General features: G+C 55.0%; 13 protein-coding genes and 1 pseudogene. 12 read left to right on the forward strand and 2 right to left on the reverse strand.

Annotated elements, in window-relative coordinates; all coding sequences use genetic code 11:
* Positions 1-37 precede the first annotated feature (37 nt).
* Positions 38-2623, reverse strand: coding sequence for an ATP-dependent chaperone ClpB (clpB, locus tag AC01ZF_RS09660; RefSeq protein WP_424676806.1), 2586 nt, complete (start codon positions 2621-2623; stop codon positions 38-40).
* Between the two features lie 176 nt (positions 2624-2799).
* Between clpB and AC01ZF_RS09665 the strand changes: the two genes are divergently transcribed.
* The 10 genes from AC01ZF_RS09665 to solA all read left to right on the forward strand — a co-directional run bounded on the left by AC01ZF_RS09665 (position 2800) and on the right by solA (position 14517).
* Complete coding sequence (locus AC01ZF_RS09665) at positions 2800-3417, forward strand: ComEA family DNA-binding protein (RefSeq protein ID WP_424676805.1); 618 nt, start codon at positions 2800-2802, stop codon at positions 3415-3417.
* A gap of 280 nt (positions 3418-3697) precedes the next feature.
* Complete coding sequence (gene pyk, locus AC01ZF_RS09670; RefSeq protein WP_424676804.1) at positions 3698-5122, forward strand: pyruvate kinase; 1425 nt, start codon at positions 3698-3700, stop codon at positions 5120-5122.
* A gap of 69 nt (positions 5123-5191) precedes the next feature.
* Positions 5192-6106, forward strand: a complete 915-nt coding sequence (locus AC01ZF_RS09675) for a cobalamin-binding protein (RefSeq protein ID WP_424676803.1) — start codon at positions 5192-5194, stop codon at positions 6104-6106.
* Positions 6107-6157: 51 nt separating this feature from the next.
* The gene (locus AC01ZF_RS09680) at positions 6158-7939 is read left to right on the forward strand and encodes a hypothetical protein (protein ID WP_424676802.1); all 1782 of its coding nucleotides are present in this window, start codon (positions 6158-6160) and stop codon (positions 7937-7939) included.
* A 67-nt stretch (positions 7940-8006) separates the two neighbouring features.
* Positions 8007-9764, forward strand: coding sequence for a M61 family metallopeptidase (locus AC01ZF_RS09685; protein WP_424676801.1), 1758 nt, complete (start codon positions 8007-8009; stop codon positions 9762-9764).
* 83 nt (positions 9765-9847) lie between these two features.
* On the forward strand, positions 9848-10561 hold the full coding sequence (gene rpiA / locus AC01ZF_RS09690) for a ribose-5-phosphate isomerase RpiA (RefSeq protein ID WP_424676800.1): 714 nt from the start codon (positions 9848-9850) through the stop codon (positions 10559-10561).
* A gap of 26 nt (positions 10562-10587) precedes the next feature.
* Positions 10588-11259 carry a ribulose-phosphate 3-epimerase gene (gene rpe, locus AC01ZF_RS09695; protein WP_424676799.1) on the forward strand — a complete coding sequence of 224 codons (672 nt, stop codon included), beginning with the start codon at positions 10588-10590 and terminating at the stop codon, positions 11257-11259.
* Positions 11260-11321: 62 nt separating this feature from the next.
* Positions 11322-12302 carry a glucokinase gene (gene glk / locus AC01ZF_RS09700; protein ID WP_424676798.1) on the forward strand — a complete coding sequence of 327 codons (981 nt, stop codon included), beginning with the start codon at positions 11322-11324 and terminating at the stop codon, positions 12300-12302.
* Between the two features lie 60 nt (positions 12303-12362).
* The gene (locus AC01ZF_RS09705) at positions 12363-13082 is read left to right on the forward strand and encodes an NUDIX hydrolase (protein WP_424676797.1); all 720 of its coding nucleotides are present in this window, start codon (positions 12363-12365) and stop codon (positions 13080-13082) included.
* A 280-nt stretch (positions 13083-13362) separates the two neighbouring features.
* The gene (gene solA, locus AC01ZF_RS09710) at positions 13363-14517 is read left to right on the forward strand and encodes an N-methyl-L-tryptophan oxidase (protein ID WP_424676796.1); all 1155 of its coding nucleotides are present in this window, start codon (positions 13363-13365) and stop codon (positions 14515-14517) included.
* A 256-nt stretch (positions 14518-14773) separates the two neighbouring features.
* Here the strand turns inward: solA and AC01ZF_RS09715 are convergent, their stop codons facing one another.
* Positions 14774-15100, reverse strand: a complete 327-nt coding sequence (locus AC01ZF_RS09715; protein WP_476575326.1) for a transposase — start codon at positions 15098-15100, stop codon at positions 14774-14776.
* Positions 15101-15317: 217 nt separating this feature from the next.
* Here AC01ZF_RS09715 and AC01ZF_RS09720 point away from each other — a divergent pair, with 217 nt between their 5' ends.
* Complete coding sequence (locus AC01ZF_RS09720) at positions 15318-15812, forward strand: hypothetical protein (protein WP_424676795.1); 495 nt, start codon at positions 15318-15320, stop codon at positions 15810-15812.
* Between the two features lie 191 nt (positions 15813-16003).
* Positions 16004-16280, forward strand: a pseudogene (locus AC01ZF_RS09725) (hypothetical protein); the annotation flags it as partial.

Genomic DNA, 16280 nt, shown 5'->3' on the forward strand with positions numbered 1-16280 from the left:
GTGCCTCGCCCCTCCCATCGTTGCTACGCTACCGTGATCAACCGCGTCGGAAGACGAAGTTGCCGTTTTCGACATCGACGATGATCGTGCTGCCTTCCGGGAACGCGCCTTGCAACAGTTGCAACGCCAGCGGGTTCTGGATGCGTTGCTGGATCACCCGCTTGAGCGGACGCGCACCGTAGACCGGATCGTAACCTTCGGTAGCCAACTGGGCACGGGCAGCATCGGTCAACGTTAAGTTGAGCTTGCGGTCGGCCAACAGCTTGCGTAGCCTGTTGAGCTGGATCTCGACGATCTGATCGATGTGTTCGCGGCTGAGCGGCGAGAAGACGATTACTTCATCAATCCGGTTTAAGAACTCAGGCCGCAATACACTGCGCAGCTCTTCCATCACCGCAGCCCGAATCTCACCTTGCGGTGCTCCGGCCCGCGCCAGCTCTTGAATAGTTGCGCTGGCGATATTGCTTGTCATAATGATGACCGTGTTCTTAAAGTTGACCACTCGACCTTGTCCATCGGTCAAACGGCCATCATCAAGCACTTGCAGCAAGACATTGAAGACATCGGGATGCGCCTTCTCGATCTCATCGAATAGCACAACACTGTACGGTTTACGCCGCACCGCCTCGGTCAACTGGCCACCCTCATCATAGCCGACATAGCCGGGCGGCGCACCGATCAAGCGAGCGACCGAGTGCTTCTCCATGTACTCCGACATGTCGATCCGCACCATCGCCTGCTCGTCATCAAAGAGGAACTCGGCCAGCGCACGGGCCAGCTCGGTCTTACCGACACCGGTCGGACCAAGAAAGAGGAAGCTGCCCAACGGTCGGTTCGGGTCTTGCAAACCGGCACGGGCACGGCGTACTGCATTAGCGACAGCGGTAACTGCCTCGTCTTGGCCGACAACGCGCTGGTGCAAGCGCTCTTCCATGTGTACCAGCTTCTCAAGCTCGCCTTCGAGCAGCTTGGTCACCGGGATACCAGTCCACTTCGAGATAATTTCGGCGATGTCGGTCTCGGTGACCTCTTGCCGCAGCAGACGATTTTGTCCACCCAACGCAGCCTCTGCCGCTTGTAACTCACGTTCGAGGCTGACAAGCGTGCCGTATTGTAATTCAGCCGCCTTGTTGTAATCGTACTGGCGTTGTGCCTGTTCGATAGCGGCGCGGGTCTGTTCAATCTTTTCTTTCAATTGCTGGATGCGCTCCAGCTCTTTCCGCTCACGCTGGATCTGAGCTTCCAGCGCCGATCGCTGCTCGCGCAGATTGGCCAGTTCTTGCTCAAGCTTCTCAAGCCGCTCCTTGCTGGCCTGATCCTTCTCTTTGCGCAACGCTTCCCGCTCGATCTCCAACTGCATAATCCGCCGCTTCAGATCGTCAAGCTCTTGCGGATCGGAGGTAATCTCCATACGCAGACGGGCCGCCGCTTCGTCGATCAGGTCGATTGCCTTGTCGGGCAAAAAGCGGTCGGAGATGTAGCGATCCGAGAGCATCGCTGCGGCAATGATCGCACCATCAGTAATGCGCACACCGTGGTGTGTCTCGTAACGCTCCTTGAGACCGCGCAGGATCGAGATAGTGTCTTCGACTGACGGCGGATCAACCATCACCGGCTGGAACCGTCGTTCAAGGGCCGCATCCTTCTCGATATGCTTGCGATACTCGTCGAGGGTTGTCGCACCGACCATGTGCAGCTCACCGCGCGCCAACATCGGTTTGAGCATATTACCGGCATCCATGGCACCTTCGGCAGCGCCGGCCCCGACAACGGTATGCAGCTCATCGACAAACAGAATGACATCGTCGCGCTCTTGAATCTCTTTGAGCACGGCTTTCAACCGCTCTTCAAACTCGCCGCGATATTTCGCACCTGCGATCAAAGCACCGAGGTCAAGCGCGATGACCCGCTTGTTCTTGAGCGACTCGGGAACGTCACCGCGCACAATGCGTTGGGCTAGCCCCTCGACAATCGCCGTCTTACCGACACCCGGCTCGCCGATTAGCACCGGGTTGTTTTTGGTACGGCGCGACAAAATCTGGATCACGCGCCGGATCTCTTCATCACGACCGATCACCGGGTCGAGCTTGTTACGTGCCGCCAGTTCAGTCAGGTCGCGCCCATACTGCTCGAGGGCCGCATACGTCCCTTCTGGGTTAGGACTGGTTACCCGTTGCGCACCACGTACCTCGCGCAGGGCTATCAATAGCTTATCGCGTGTGAGACCGGCCTGCTTGAGGACACGCTCAGCCGCACCACCGGCATGGTCGAGAATGGCCAACAGCAAATGTTCGGTGCTGACATATTCGTCACCGAATTGAGCTAGCTCGTCGTGGGCTTTAACCAGCACCGTGCGCAAGCGCGAACCAAGCTGAACTTGGGCACTGCCACTCGTTATGCGTGGAAAGCGTGCAATTTCGTTATTGATCTGTTGCTTAATCGCACCGACCGGCAGGTTCAGCTTGGCCAGCACCTTCGGAACAACGCCGTCACTTTGATCAAGCAGGGCATAGAGCAAGTGTTCGGGTTGGACTTCGGCATTACCGAGACGCTCCGCCGCTGCCTGCGCTGCTGCAATCGCTTCATACGATTTTTCCGTAAACCGATTGGTATTGAAGGACATACGTCCACCTCCTTAACGTTTCTGCTGCTGTTACTGTAGCAAATCGATATCTGTGACGCGATAGCACAACGTTAACGTTCTATTGGAAAACCTGTGCGCGTCTTTTGCGCATGGATTGCGGTTTACTTTATGACGATAGTTTTTTTGTGAGACGGTGCAAGTGATGGAGGTAGCGTATGAATACGAATGGCGAGACGCCATGGTATCGGCGACCACAACGGCTCTTAGCGATAGCTTGTGCGTTACTCGGTGGTTTGTTAATCGCGTTTGGCCCTGAAACCCGCGCTGCATGGTTGGCAACGGCCACTGCCTCGCAGACGAATCCTGAACCATTGTGGGATGATGTGATACCGACGCCAACCCCTTCACCACTGGTCGTCTATGTCTCAGGGGCAGTCGTTGCACCGGATGTGTATCGCTTACCGCCGGGATCGCGTGTGATCGATGCGTTGCAAGCTGCCGGAGGCCTTACCGAATTGGCCGACATCGATGGGATTAATCTAGCCGCGCTCGTGCAAGATAGCCAGCATATTCGCGTGCCATACGCTGGGGAACGGATGGCGCTGCCGGCGGAGAGTGATCGCAGTACCGATAACGGACTGATTAATCTGAATCGGGCGACTGCCTCCGATCTGGAGGAGTTGCCGGGTGTTGGGAAGACGCTCGCAGAACGGATTATTGCTCGCCGCGAAACCCAAGGGCCGTACCGCAGTGTTGATGAGTTGCGTGAAGTAAGTGGGATCGGTGAAAAGCTATTCAATCAGATTGCACCGCTTGTCACAATTGGGCCATAGGGAACAATTGCATTGACAACCTTGCACAAATCGAGCGACTCGCATATACTCGCGGTGATGTACAAGTGGCGGGAGACGTGCTGGTTGTCGTGTCGTAATGTGTGCTCGGTATGTGCCGCAGCCCGGTGATAGTTGTCGGTTCTCATAGATACGACTGCGGTACCCATCTCAACACCGTTCACCAGCATGTGGGAGTCATACGGGTACGGCTCCGCTGAAGAAGGTATACGCATACCCGTATTTCGATAACCAACATACGCAGTTAGAATCGAGTAGAGTTATGCGTCGGACAAAAATTGTTGCTACGCTTGGGCCGGCGACGAGTACCCCCGAACGGATCGCCGGATTGATTCGTGCCGGAATGAATGTGGCCCGTCTCAACTTCTCGCATGGTACTCATGCCGAACACGCAGCGCGGATTGCGATGGTGCGACGAGCGGCTGCCGAAGCTGGTCGCCATGTCGCTATTCTCCAAGATTTACAAGGACCGAAGATTCGCACCGGGCCACTGGTTAACGGTCAGCCGGTCGAGCTGGTTGCCGGCCAGCGCTTTGTGATCACGACCGAACCAATTATCGGTGATGCTCAGCGCGTCAGTACCACCTACCGGGCCTTACCACTCGATGTGCGGCCACGTGACCGGATTTTGTTGTCGGATGGGTTAATCGAGCTGGTGGTCATCAACCATACCGACACTGAAGTTGAGACCGAGGTCGTGCATGGTGGAAAGTTACGCGAACATCAGGGCATCAATTTGCCGGGTGTGCGGGTCAGTGCGCCGGCCGCGACCGAGAAGGATCTTGCCGATCTCGCCTTTGGTCTCGAACAGGGTGTGGATTTCGTGGCGTTATCGTTTGTCCGCCGCGCAAGTGACGTGCGTGAGGTGAAGGAGTTCATTCGTCGAGCCGGCAAACAAACGCCGGTCATTGCTAAGATAGAACGACCGGAGGCGCTTGAAGTTTTACCGGAGATCTTAGCCGAAGCTGACGGGATTATGGTGGCCCGTGGTGATCTTGGTGTCGAAATGCCACCCGAACGGGTACCGATTGTACAGAAGCAGATTATCGCCGCGGCTAATCAAGCGATGCTGCCCGTCATTACCGCCACCCAGATGCTCGAGTCGATGATCCACAACCCACGACCAACTCGCGCTGAAGCGAGCGATGTGGCAAATGCGATTCTCGACGGTACCGACGCCGTGATGCTCAGCGGTGAGACGGCAGCCGGTGCGTACCCGATTGAAGCTGTACAGATGATGGCGCTGATTGCCGATGCTGTCGAGTCATCGTTGAGCGGTAATCATTCACATACAACACCGCGCTGGTCGATTGTGTCTTCACAATCAACTCCACGTGCAATTGCTGCTGCGGCGTGTACTATTGCGAGTACCTTGCCGGTGCGCTTTATCGTGGTGCTCACCCAGAGCGGCGCAAGTGCTCGGCTCGTCTCCCACTACCGGCCTGAAGTGCCGATCCTCGCCTTCTGCCCAACTGAAGAGACGGCACGTCGCACGAGTCTCTACTGGGGTGTGACACCTATTGTGATTGAGGCGCGTGACCGACTCGACGAACTGGAACAGCAGATCGTGCGGATGATGCGTGATATGGGGATGGCCCGGCGCGGTGATTTGATCGTCCTGAGTGGCGGGCATCCGGTGTATCGCTATGGGCCAACCAACTTTTTAAAGGTCATTACGATTGAATAATATTCTTGACACCAATGCACGTGAATGCTACGCTGTAGCTAATAGCATACCACGTCGGGCAGGATGACCATGCGTATTGTCTCGCTGCTACCGAGCACAACCGAAATAGTCTGTGCATTGGGTCTTGCAGACCAACTTGTCGGCGTGACCCATGAATGTGATTATCCGCCGACGGTGCGCGGTTTGCCGGTGGTGACACGGAGCGTTCTCGACCTACCAGAGACGGTGTCTTCCGCCGAAATCGATACAGCAGTTCGTGAGCGAGCACGCAATGACCTCTCGATCTACCAACTCGATATGGCGTTGCTGCATGCGCTCCAGCCCGACGTAATCCTGACCCAGGCCCTTTGCGAGGTGTGTGCTGTGCCCCTTCGGCAGGTCGAGTCGGTGATGGCCGGTGGTACGGCGCACATTTTATCATTTGAACCGACCAGCTTGGCCGGGATTTTCGGTTCGATCAAGGCGATTGGGCGGGCGCTGGGCGTTCCCGAACGGGCCGATGCTCTGGTTCAGGCGCTGAACGAGCGGGTTAAACGAGTACGTGCGCAAACAGCGCGCGTATCGTATCGTCCACGGGTTGCCTGTTTGGAATGGCTCGATCCGGTGTTTGGGCCGGGGCATTGGAACCCGGAGCTGGTCACTATTGCCGGTGGCCATCCGGTGTTAGGAGTGGCTGGCGAACGAGCACAACGCGTAGCATGGCCAGATGTGATTGCATGTGCTCCGGAAGTCATCGTTGTCATGCCGTGTGGTTTTACCCTCGAACGGGCAGTGGCTGAGGCGCAAGCTCTCTTACCGCAACGTACCGGTTGGTATGCGCTGCCGGCAGTTCGCAATGGTAGAGTCTTTGTTGTTGATGGCAACACCTATTTTAGTCGACCCGGTCCACGGATCGTTGATAGTTTAGAATTGTTGGCTGCGCTCATCCATCCTGACCTATTCGCCGGATGGAGTCTGCCAAACGCAGCGGCCGTCCTGCGATAATTGATGACGGTTGAGCAGAAGACAAGGTTGTAGTTAGGGGAGGTCACGTGCATGGCAAAGTCAGAGCTCACCATTGCCGAGTTATTACAAACGCTCGCTCATGAGCTAGATCAGCCGTTCAGTGTCGGTGAACTTTGCCACCTTATGAAGGCGCGTTGGCCTGTTACCTTTACCGAGGCGTCGGTACGTGATACGTTGCGTTGGGAAGGTATTCGCCACGGCTGGGTGAAGCTCAACCGTAAGCAGTATATGCCGTTGCGTTCGGTGCTCGATGGTCTCCGATTTCGCTGCTGGCCACGACCGCAAGACATCGCCAATGGTCAATTACCGATTGCGCATCTGTATCCATTCTTTGGCGCGCGCCAGCGCGCGTTGCCTCTGATGTACGACGAACAGAATAATGTACTGCGGGTACATGAAGTGTCATCGCCCTCCGGTGCAACATGGCTTGCCCTTGATCTGCACGAATGGTTTCGCCATCACCACTTCGCCGTCGGTGATAGCATCTTGGTGGAAGTACGGTACCGATCACATCCAGAAATGTATCTCACCTACGAACCGGTAGCCGCGTTTCGCACCGATGAGGTTGTAGCACAAGAACAAGCACTTATTGCGGAATTGGTAAAGCGCGTCGGGCACCAGCAGGTTGCGGTTGATGAGGTCGTGTTGCCGATCTTTGCCGGAGCTGCGTGGCGGACTGCCTATCCCGGTCGGCCATGGCAGTACCTTGTGTTGAACGATAGACGGCTGCAATTGATCGATGACTTCTATCTCCAGTTGGTCACCGATCCGTTCGATGTTGATGCAGTAATGATAGTCCAACCCACAGACGAGCGTGTGGTCTTCTCGCCAGCGATCCTCGATCAGGTTCAGGCCCAATCGCTGATTCGCTCCTCTGATCAGACGACCCTCTTAGCGGAAATTGCAGCGTTACAGCAAGCAATTCAGCGTTCGCGGGAACAGGATCGGCAGGCAGGCATTTGGGATGGTCGTTTGACCCGCGAGTCGTATCTGTCCGATGAGGAGGATGATGAAGCTTTCTTGAAAGCCATTAATGAGGAGCTAGGGCCGTTTGCAATCATAACAAGTGATGAAATGGCCTATGCGTTTTTGCGCATGCAAGAAGTATTACCACCTGAGGTGCAAGAGCAATTAAACCACGCTACTCAAGAACAGGCCGAGGTAATTATCGCCGGTCAGTTGAATTGGTTATTGGTCAAGGCACCTGATCTCTTTCCTGCGCTCGATCCGCAGACGATCCGGTATGCATCCGATACCCTGACCGATCAGGTTCAAGCTCATGCTTTGTCATTCGATAACGATGACATTGTCGGTTTGACCGATGACGACGATTGGTACAATGACGATGATCTCGATTGGGATGATGATGATGACGACGAAGATGCATGCCATCTGCAAAGTACCAGTCTCATCAATCAGTATGTTGACTATTTACAAGAGTGTGGGAAAAAGCGCTCGACTGCCCAGACTCAGGCTCGTCTCTTGCAACCGTATGCGTGGTTTTTAGCGTCGTTCTATCGGTTAGCGCTCAGTGAGGGTAGCTATGCGACCCTCGATGAGTTTCTGTTTTACTACTATCCGAATCATTACGATGTCTCGGAGCGACATGTGCGCGAGATGTGTAGTGCACTCAAGCATTTTTACGCCTTCCTCCGCGAACGTGGTATCATCCAAGATGATCGCTTTGCACTTGCCATCTGGCAACGGCGTGATCAAGCGGCCCGCTTAATGGTGCTAACACGTAAGGTTGAACACGAACATCCCGATCAACCGCAGCTTTTGCGAATGCTTTTTAAATCGTTTACGTCGTAATATGGAATTGCGCTTGTTACGATGAGAGTGCGCCGACCTGGGCGCACTCTTACTTTGTGGAGACATGATGATAACCTATACCATTGCAATGCCCGTGCCTCATTCCCATCTCTTTCATGTTCACATTACTATTCAACGGACAGAGACTGGTGATGTTCAATTGTCGTTACCGGCCTGGACGCCCGGTTCGTATATGATCCGTGAGTTTGCCCGCCATGTGCAAGAGTTTCAAGCGACTGACGGTGCAGGTGTCCGTTTGCCGTGGCACAAGGTGCGCAAAGATAGTTGGATCGTGCAGGCCGGTGCAGCAACCCACGTCATTGTTTCGTATAAAGTCTATGCGTTTGATTTGACGGTACGCACCAGTCATCTCGATGGCACGCACGGCTATTTCAACGGCGCGAATGTGTTTATGTACGTTCACGGCCATACGCGCGAGCCGTTGATCCTTCACGTCGATCCACAGCCCGGCTGGCAGGTGACGACCGGTCTCATTCCGTTGCCGACCGATCCGGCGCACCCACAGCGGGCATCGTTTCAGGCAGCCGATTACGATGAGTTGGTCGATTGCCCGGTGGAATGTGGCACGCATCGTCTCTTAACCTTTACCGTCGATGATGTACCGCACCGGATTGCCATTTGGGGCCACGGGAATGAAGATGAAGCGCGTTTGTTGGCCGATACCAAACGTATTGTTGAAGTACAACGGGCGCTGTTTGGTAGCTTGCCGTACCGCGACTATACGTTCATTCTGCATCTGACCGATGGTCGGGGCGGTGGCCTTGAACATCGCAATAGCGCTACCAATATGGTCGACCGCTGGACGTTTACCGACCAGTATGAGCGCTATCTGAGCCTTACCTCACACGAACTGTTTCATGCATGGAATGTGAAACGACTGCGTCCGGCAGTACTTGGCCCGTTCGATTACCAGAACGAAAATTACACGCGCCTGCTGTGGTTGATGGAAGGGGCAACGAGCTACTACGATGAGCTACTGCTGGTACGAGCCGGTCTGATGAGCGAAGAGCGCTATTTGCAAAAATTGGCCGATAAGATCGTACAACTTCAACAGCAACCCGGTCGTCGGTTGCAAAGTCTCGAACAGAGCAGCTTCGACGCTTGGATTAAGTTCTACCGTCCTGATGAGAATAGCATCAATTCCAGTATCTCGTACTATCTCAAGGGCGCGTTGGTATGTTGGATGTTTGATATGGCGATCCGGTCACAGACGAACGGCGAGCGGAGCTTTGATGATGTGATGCGTTATCTGTACCAACGCTATCCGGTCGAAGGGCCGGGTATTCCCGAAGAGGGTGCAGTGCTGGCTGCAATCGAGGCGGTTGGTGGTCAACAGAATGGGTTTCGCGACATGTACGAACAGTATGTAGCAGGAGTTGCCGAACTCGATTATCATGCCGCCCTGGCCGTCGTTGGGCTGGAACCACGCTGGCAATACCGACGGCCACGGCCCAATGGGCAGCCACCGGCCTGGTTGGGGATCAATTGGCGTCAACAAGGTGAACGAACTATTGTAGCTTCGGTGCGCAGTGATGGGCCTGCTTACGAAGCGGGTGTCTATGCCGGTGATGAGTTGGTCGCGCTCGATGGCTGGCGGGTGAATGAGGAACGTCTCAACCAACGCCTGCTGGAACGCCGGCCCGGTGATGCAGTGCGGTTGACCCTCTTCCGTGGTGATGCGTTGATCGATGTCGTTGTGCCATTGGCGGTTGCGCCGTATGATGCGCTATCGTTGGTACCGGTGGCGATTCCAACTGCCGCCCAACTGCGTATGCGGGCGGCATGGTTAGAGCGAATGGTGTAAGCAACGTTGCGTGGACGTAGGGCAGACTCCGTAACCTGCTGTGGATGTCGTTGTGGTATAGTTGCAGATAATCGGGTAATGTGATGAGTTCTGTTGAAACGCTGAAAGCAATGGCGGCGGCGGCGGCCGTAGGACTGATCGAGCCGGGAATGGTGATCGGGTTGGGGTTTGGGAGTACGGCCGCGTATGCAACGCGGATGATCGGTGAACGCTTGGCAAATGGCGAACTCCGCGAGATCGTCGGTGTACCGTGTGCTGAAGGGACCGCAGCACTAGCCCGTGAGCTGGGTATTCCCCTCACTACCCTTGATGATGTAGAGAATGTTGATATAACCATTGATGGCGCCGATGAAGTCGATCCAGATATGGCCCTGATCAAGGGTGGTGGTGGCGCATTGCTCCGTGAAAAGATGGTTGCTCAGGCCAGTCGGCGGGTTGTGATTATCGTTGACGAAAGTAAGCTCTCACCGGCCCTTGGGACGCGCTTCGCATTGCCGATTGAAGTGGTTGATTTCGGCTACCGAGCAACGGCTCGCTGGTTAACTGCCCAAGGTGGGGGCGTGCGCTTGCGCCTTCGCTCTGATGGGCAACCGTTTCGCACCGATCAAGGTCATCTGATCCTCGATTGGGCATGTGGCCCGATTGCCGACCCGGCTGCACTGGCCGACCGCTTAGCTGCACGAGCCGGTATCGTCGAGCATGGCCTGTTTATCGGCTTGGCAACTGATTTGTTCGTTGCCGGAGCAACAGGCGTGCGGCATATTGTTCGCACAGATTGCGGTAGAGTAGCGCCATAAGCGTGTCATACCATGTAGAGAAGATTATGCGCTTAGCACCCTCCATCCTCACGGCAGATTTCTCTCGTCTAGGTGAACAGGTCGCCACGGCATGCGAGGCGGGAATCGGTTGGATTCACCTCGATGTTATGGACGGCCAATTTGTTCCCAATATTAGTTTTGGGCCGCCGGTGGTGCGCTCGTTGCGCCCGTTGGCCGACCGATACGGCGCACTCCTCGATGCGCATCTGATGATTGTTGAGCCGGAGCGTTATCTCGCTGATTTTGCCGCCGCCGGCGCCGATCTCATAACCGTGCATGTCGAAGCCACCCCGCACGTCTATCGGGCTATCCAGATGATCCACGACTTGGGTAAAAAGGCCGGTGTTGCCCTGAATCCGGCAACACCGCTCAGTATGGTCGAAGAGGTTATTGATCAGGTTGAATTGATCCTACTTATGACGGTTAATCCCGGTTTTGGGGGGCAAACGCTGATCCCTTCGGTGTTGGCGAAAGTACGGCGGCTGGCAACCATGCTCGGTGATCGTCCGGTGGAGATTATGGTTGACGGCGGTGTGCATCCGGCGACCATTGCGGCTTGTGCTGCGGCCGGTGCGACGGTAGCAGTTGTTGGTTCGGCCGTCTTCGGTGACCAGCCGATCCCGGCGGCGATTGCCGCACTTCGGACAGCGCTCGCCGATTCGGTGCAGACACGCTGAGAAGTAATCTCGACAGCTCTGGTATTCGCTTGCTCGACAGTGGTTGAATGGTAGGTGATAGTATGTATCTCGCCGGCGACATTGGTGGTACCAAGACGATTCTTGCCCTCTTCGATCAGAATACTGGGCCACACACGCCATTGAACATTCAGACATTTCCCAGTGCTCGCTATCCGAGCCTTGCAGCGATCATTGCCGAGTTTCTGTCTGTCCATCCTACGCCGATCGCTGCGGCTGCATTCGGAGTGGCCGGTCCGGTCGTGGCCGGACGGGCCAGCATCACCAATTTAGCCTGGACAATCGATGCCGCTGAGCTGAGTGTGGTGTTGGGTGACGTACCGGTGCGCCTCCTGAATGATCTTGAGGCGATTGCGCAATCGGTGCCAATCCTCAAACCGGCTGACCTCGTGACCCTCACCGCCGGCACACCGGTTGCCGATGGGGCAATTGGCGTCATCGCACCGGGAACCGGTCTCGGTGAGGCGTTTCTGACGTGGGATGGTACACGCTACCGACCACATCCTTCCGAGGGCGGACATACGACGTTTGCGCCACGAAATCAGATCGAAAAAGATTTGCTCGACTATTTACATCAACGCTTTAGTCACGTGAGTTATGAACGTGTCTGTTCTGGGATCGGTATCCCCAATCTGTATGCGTTCGTCCGTGACTGCCTACTCCAACGTGAAACGCCGGCTGTAGCCGAGCAGCTTGCCGCTGCGACCGATCCTACGCCGATTATCGCGCAAGCCGGCATGGCAACCGAAGATATGTGTCTCGTTTGCCGTACAACCCTTGAGTTGTTTGTCGATATTCTGGCTGCTGAAGCCGGTAATCTAGCCCTTAAAGTGTTGGCAACCGGCGGTATGTATATCGGTGGTGGTCTGCCCCCGCGGGTATTGCCGCTGATCAAGCGTGAACGCTTTTTACAGATCTTCCGTGACAAGGGTCGCTTCAGTGATCTCCTGGCTAACGTCCCTATTCATGTCATTCTCGAGCCGAAAGCCGGGTTGTTTGGAGCCGCTGCTGCTGCGATGACTTGACGAGCTGCTATTTTTAGTGTATTACTAACACTAAATCATTGCAAGGGAGAATGCGCGCTCATGCAGGAAGAACGCCCAACTCGCTCTGATATCAGCAAATATCCGTTACCAGCAGTAACGGTTGATGTGGTGATCTTTAGTTTGATCAATCGTACCTTGCACGTGTTGCTTGTGCAACGAAAGCGTTGGCCTTTCGAGGGACGATGGGCGATTCCGGGAGGCTTCATTCGGCTCGACGAATCGTTGGAGGAAGCGGCGCGCCGCGAACTCGAGGAAGAGACCGGTGTGCGCGACGTATACCTCGAACAATTGTATACGTTCGGCGATGTCCAGCGCGATCCGCGCCATCGCGTCATTAGTGTTGCTTACATTGCCTTGGTTCGCGCCGATGCGCAGACGATCCGGGTCAGCGATGAAAGTAGTGATGTCCGGTGGTTCCCGGTTGATAACCTACCAACGCCACTCGCTTTCGATCACGATCAGATACTCGCCTATGCCCTCTCACGTCTGCGCTCGAAGCTTGAATACACGACGCTGGCATTTCAACTTCTGCCCGAACTCTTTTCGATCCTCGAATTGAAACATATCTACGAACAGATTCTGGGGGAAAAGCTCGATAAAGGAAACTTCTACCGTAAAATCAAAGAAGCCGGTATCCTTGAAGAAACACCGTACATCCGCGAGGGACGTGGCCGACCGACTCGTCTTTGGCGCTTCCGTCGTGAACGTATCGGCGATAAGCAGTTTGTCTTTCGCTGGCGAGAGGATCGACGCGATTGAGGCGTGCTTGATACGACGTGGGCGTTCGTTGTTGGTTCAGGCACGTTGGTCGATTGGGTAGACGATGTCCATAGCCGTAATCCGGTTGTTCACGTAAGCAATCTCCACCGGCTCGTTCGAGTGGGTGAATACGATGTATCTTATCAACCCATTCACCCGTTGCCGGACAGCCTATCTGTAGGTACCCTGGCTCTACAGGGTACATTTGGTGATTGCCTTGTAACGTTACACGCTATGATTCAAATAAACAACACAGCAGCTCCGCAAAGCGAGGCGCAATATGCGTATGCTCGAAGTGTTGATTGTTGGCGGCGGGGTGATGGGTGCGGCTACGGCGTATGCACTCGCCCGGCGCGGTCGGCGGGTGCTGCTCCTCGAACAGTTTGCTCTTGGGCATGCACGTGGTAGTTCGCATGGGTTGTCGCGTTTGTTTCGTTATGCCTATCCGCAAGCCATCTACACTCAATTGGCAGTAGCGGCTCGCCAAGCCTGGGCTGCGCTCGAAGCAGATGCTTGTCAGCGTTTGTTGATCAACACCGGCGCACTTGACATAGCCCAGACCGATCTGCCCTACCTAAAGGCATGTGCGGCTCAGTTGGCGGCTGCCGGGGTACCTTTCGAGCAACTCTCTGCGGATGAATTACGCTCCCGTTTTCCCGCGCTCGCAGTGACCGATCAGACGATTGGGCTGTATCAGCCTGATGCTGGTATTTTGCCGGCTTCACGCTGTGTTGCGACGCTGATCGAGCAGGCCCGTCGTTATGGTGCCGTCGTTGCAACCGGGGTTCGGGTTGATCGGTTGTTGCCAGATGGCACCGGGGTACGGGTTGATGCTGCCGGTGCAACGTACCGTGCACAGCGTGTGGTGATTACTGCGGGCTCGTATACACCGGTTCTTCTGCGGCAATTAGGATTATCGTTTCCGTTGTTGATCACACGTGAACAGTCGGCATTCTTTTTGCCCCACCATCGAGTGCTGAGTAAGATCGGGTATCTACCAGTGGTGCGTGATCATGGTCACGGTGACGGTGAATCGTTGTTGGTGTGTTATCCCGATATGGGAGAGGGTGTGAAAGCAGAGCTATTCGGTACTGGCGTTGTTGTTCGTGATCCGTATGTGCTACCGCCACTTCCCGATCCGGTTGAGAGTGAACGGATTGCTCGACGGCTCGAAGCAACGTTGCCTGGTTTTGCAGCACGTCTGTTACGCGCGGAAACCTGTCGGATGACCCACACACCGACTGGTGATTTTCTGATCGACCATCATCCTGAGTATCGCCAGATTTTGTTGGCGGTGCCGTGTTCTGGTCATGGTTTTAAGTTTGCACCGTTGATCGGTGAGATTCTTGCCGATCTTGCGATGCAAGGTACGACCAAGTACGATATTACGACGTTCCGGATCGACCGCTTACGAATGTCACCTGCATTGACATAATGAAGACGAATTTAGGTTCGGCAACCAAAGGCCGGCAATGAGACCAAGCCGAACGAGAGTTGCTTGGGCTGACGACAATACGCCATCAGGCCACACCGCAGACCAACCAGGACAGTGATGGTACGTCGGTGGCACGATGCTCAATCTGCGAAATGTTCTTGCGTTGGTCAAATGGGTTCGACGATCGCCCGTTTCTGAAAAATGATGGTATCTATCAGCAGCATACGGTCATGCCGCATGGTGGAATGATCACCGTTCACCGGTGCAACACGGACGGTGCGCAGGCGCGCGGGACGGTGGGCGGGAGCGTGGTCGGGTGCCGTGGCTCCGGCGGGAACGGTACACCGGTGTGCGTGGGGCGACGCGCGGGACGGTGGGCGGGAGCGTGGTCGCCTTGCTTACCCAACACCGTGCCAACTTGGGTATGCACGATCTTGCGAACCGGGTGACGCTTATCCCCCGTGCCCGGCGCACGCATCAGATAGAGGCATTCGCTGCGGTCGGTACCCATCAGATGGAGGGTGTAGTCAACAACCCAGCCGGTTGCGGTTGTTCCTCGCTCTGTCGATCCGGCAACGACCATATGGTCATCGGTTCTGGGGTTATTGCAGACCGCCGAAGTGAATTGCACGTATGAGTCTTGACGACTTCATCTCAGCCGAGGATTGACTCACCGGATTAGCTTTTCCTACTCGGTGACCCGAATAGCTTAGGCTACCGATAGTTCATCCAGAACGGCTTCGCTGCTGTTACTGCAGATGGTGGGTAGGTCGTTAGCCTGCCAAGCCGGGAGGCATAAAATGCGTTATTTGGCAGAGCTGTACTACTTTCAAGACCAAAGGGAATTCCCCTTCCAGAAATCTGTGATCGTCACAGCAACAACCGTCGCTCGGTGGTGCTCCCATTTTTATGCAGGGATCATCGTTCCTTGGAACTGTAACATCCCCCTTGAGAAGAAAGGACTTCTGCCAACACCATTCAGAAGTAAAGAGATCTTTGTCACCGAATTAGTAAATTGGCTTTTTGAAAACTCGATGTCCGAGGAGTTATTTTGCTTACTTTTAGACGACAAACCGGTGTCACCATTGGGAGAAATCGCCAGGTTTGATCATCGCGATGACACGTGTTGTTGGTTGCTCGATTTGACCGACGATGAGTTCGCCGAATGTCAAGTTCAATGGCAGGTGAACGGTCTACCGAGAGATCTGTTCTATCCAGAGCATCAGACTGTGTGCATTCCATATCCTGGCAGAGGGTTGAAGGCGAAACTGCTAAGGGTATTGTTATACACCTAAACAATGGCAAAAGGAGCAAAGGGCAATGTCTGCTACGACCTAACCGCCCGCAATTCGAACCGCAGGTAGGCCAACGTACTCTCGCAACCGATGGGGATCATAGTGGGACTGTTGGAGAAAGAGCACAAGCTTCTGGGAATCGTAAATAAACTGTTCAGCAACAACGGCACCAAGGAAAACAGCTATGGCTTTTGATCCTGAAAAGCATCATCGTCGGTCAATCCGCCTCAAGGGCTATGATTATCGCCAGCCAGGTGCTTATTTCATCACCATCTGCACCCAGGATCGAGCATGCTTTATGGGAAAGAACACCGGAACGGTTTCCCAATGTGGAATTGGATGCATTCATCGTCATGCCTAATCACATCCACGGTATCATTGTCATAACCCAAAATATTGCCCCCGACGAAACCACCGTAGGGGCAGGCCTCGTGCCTGCCCCCGTGCCTGCCCCCGTGCCTGCCCCCG

Source organism: Chloroflexus sp. (genome assembly GCF_056331925.1).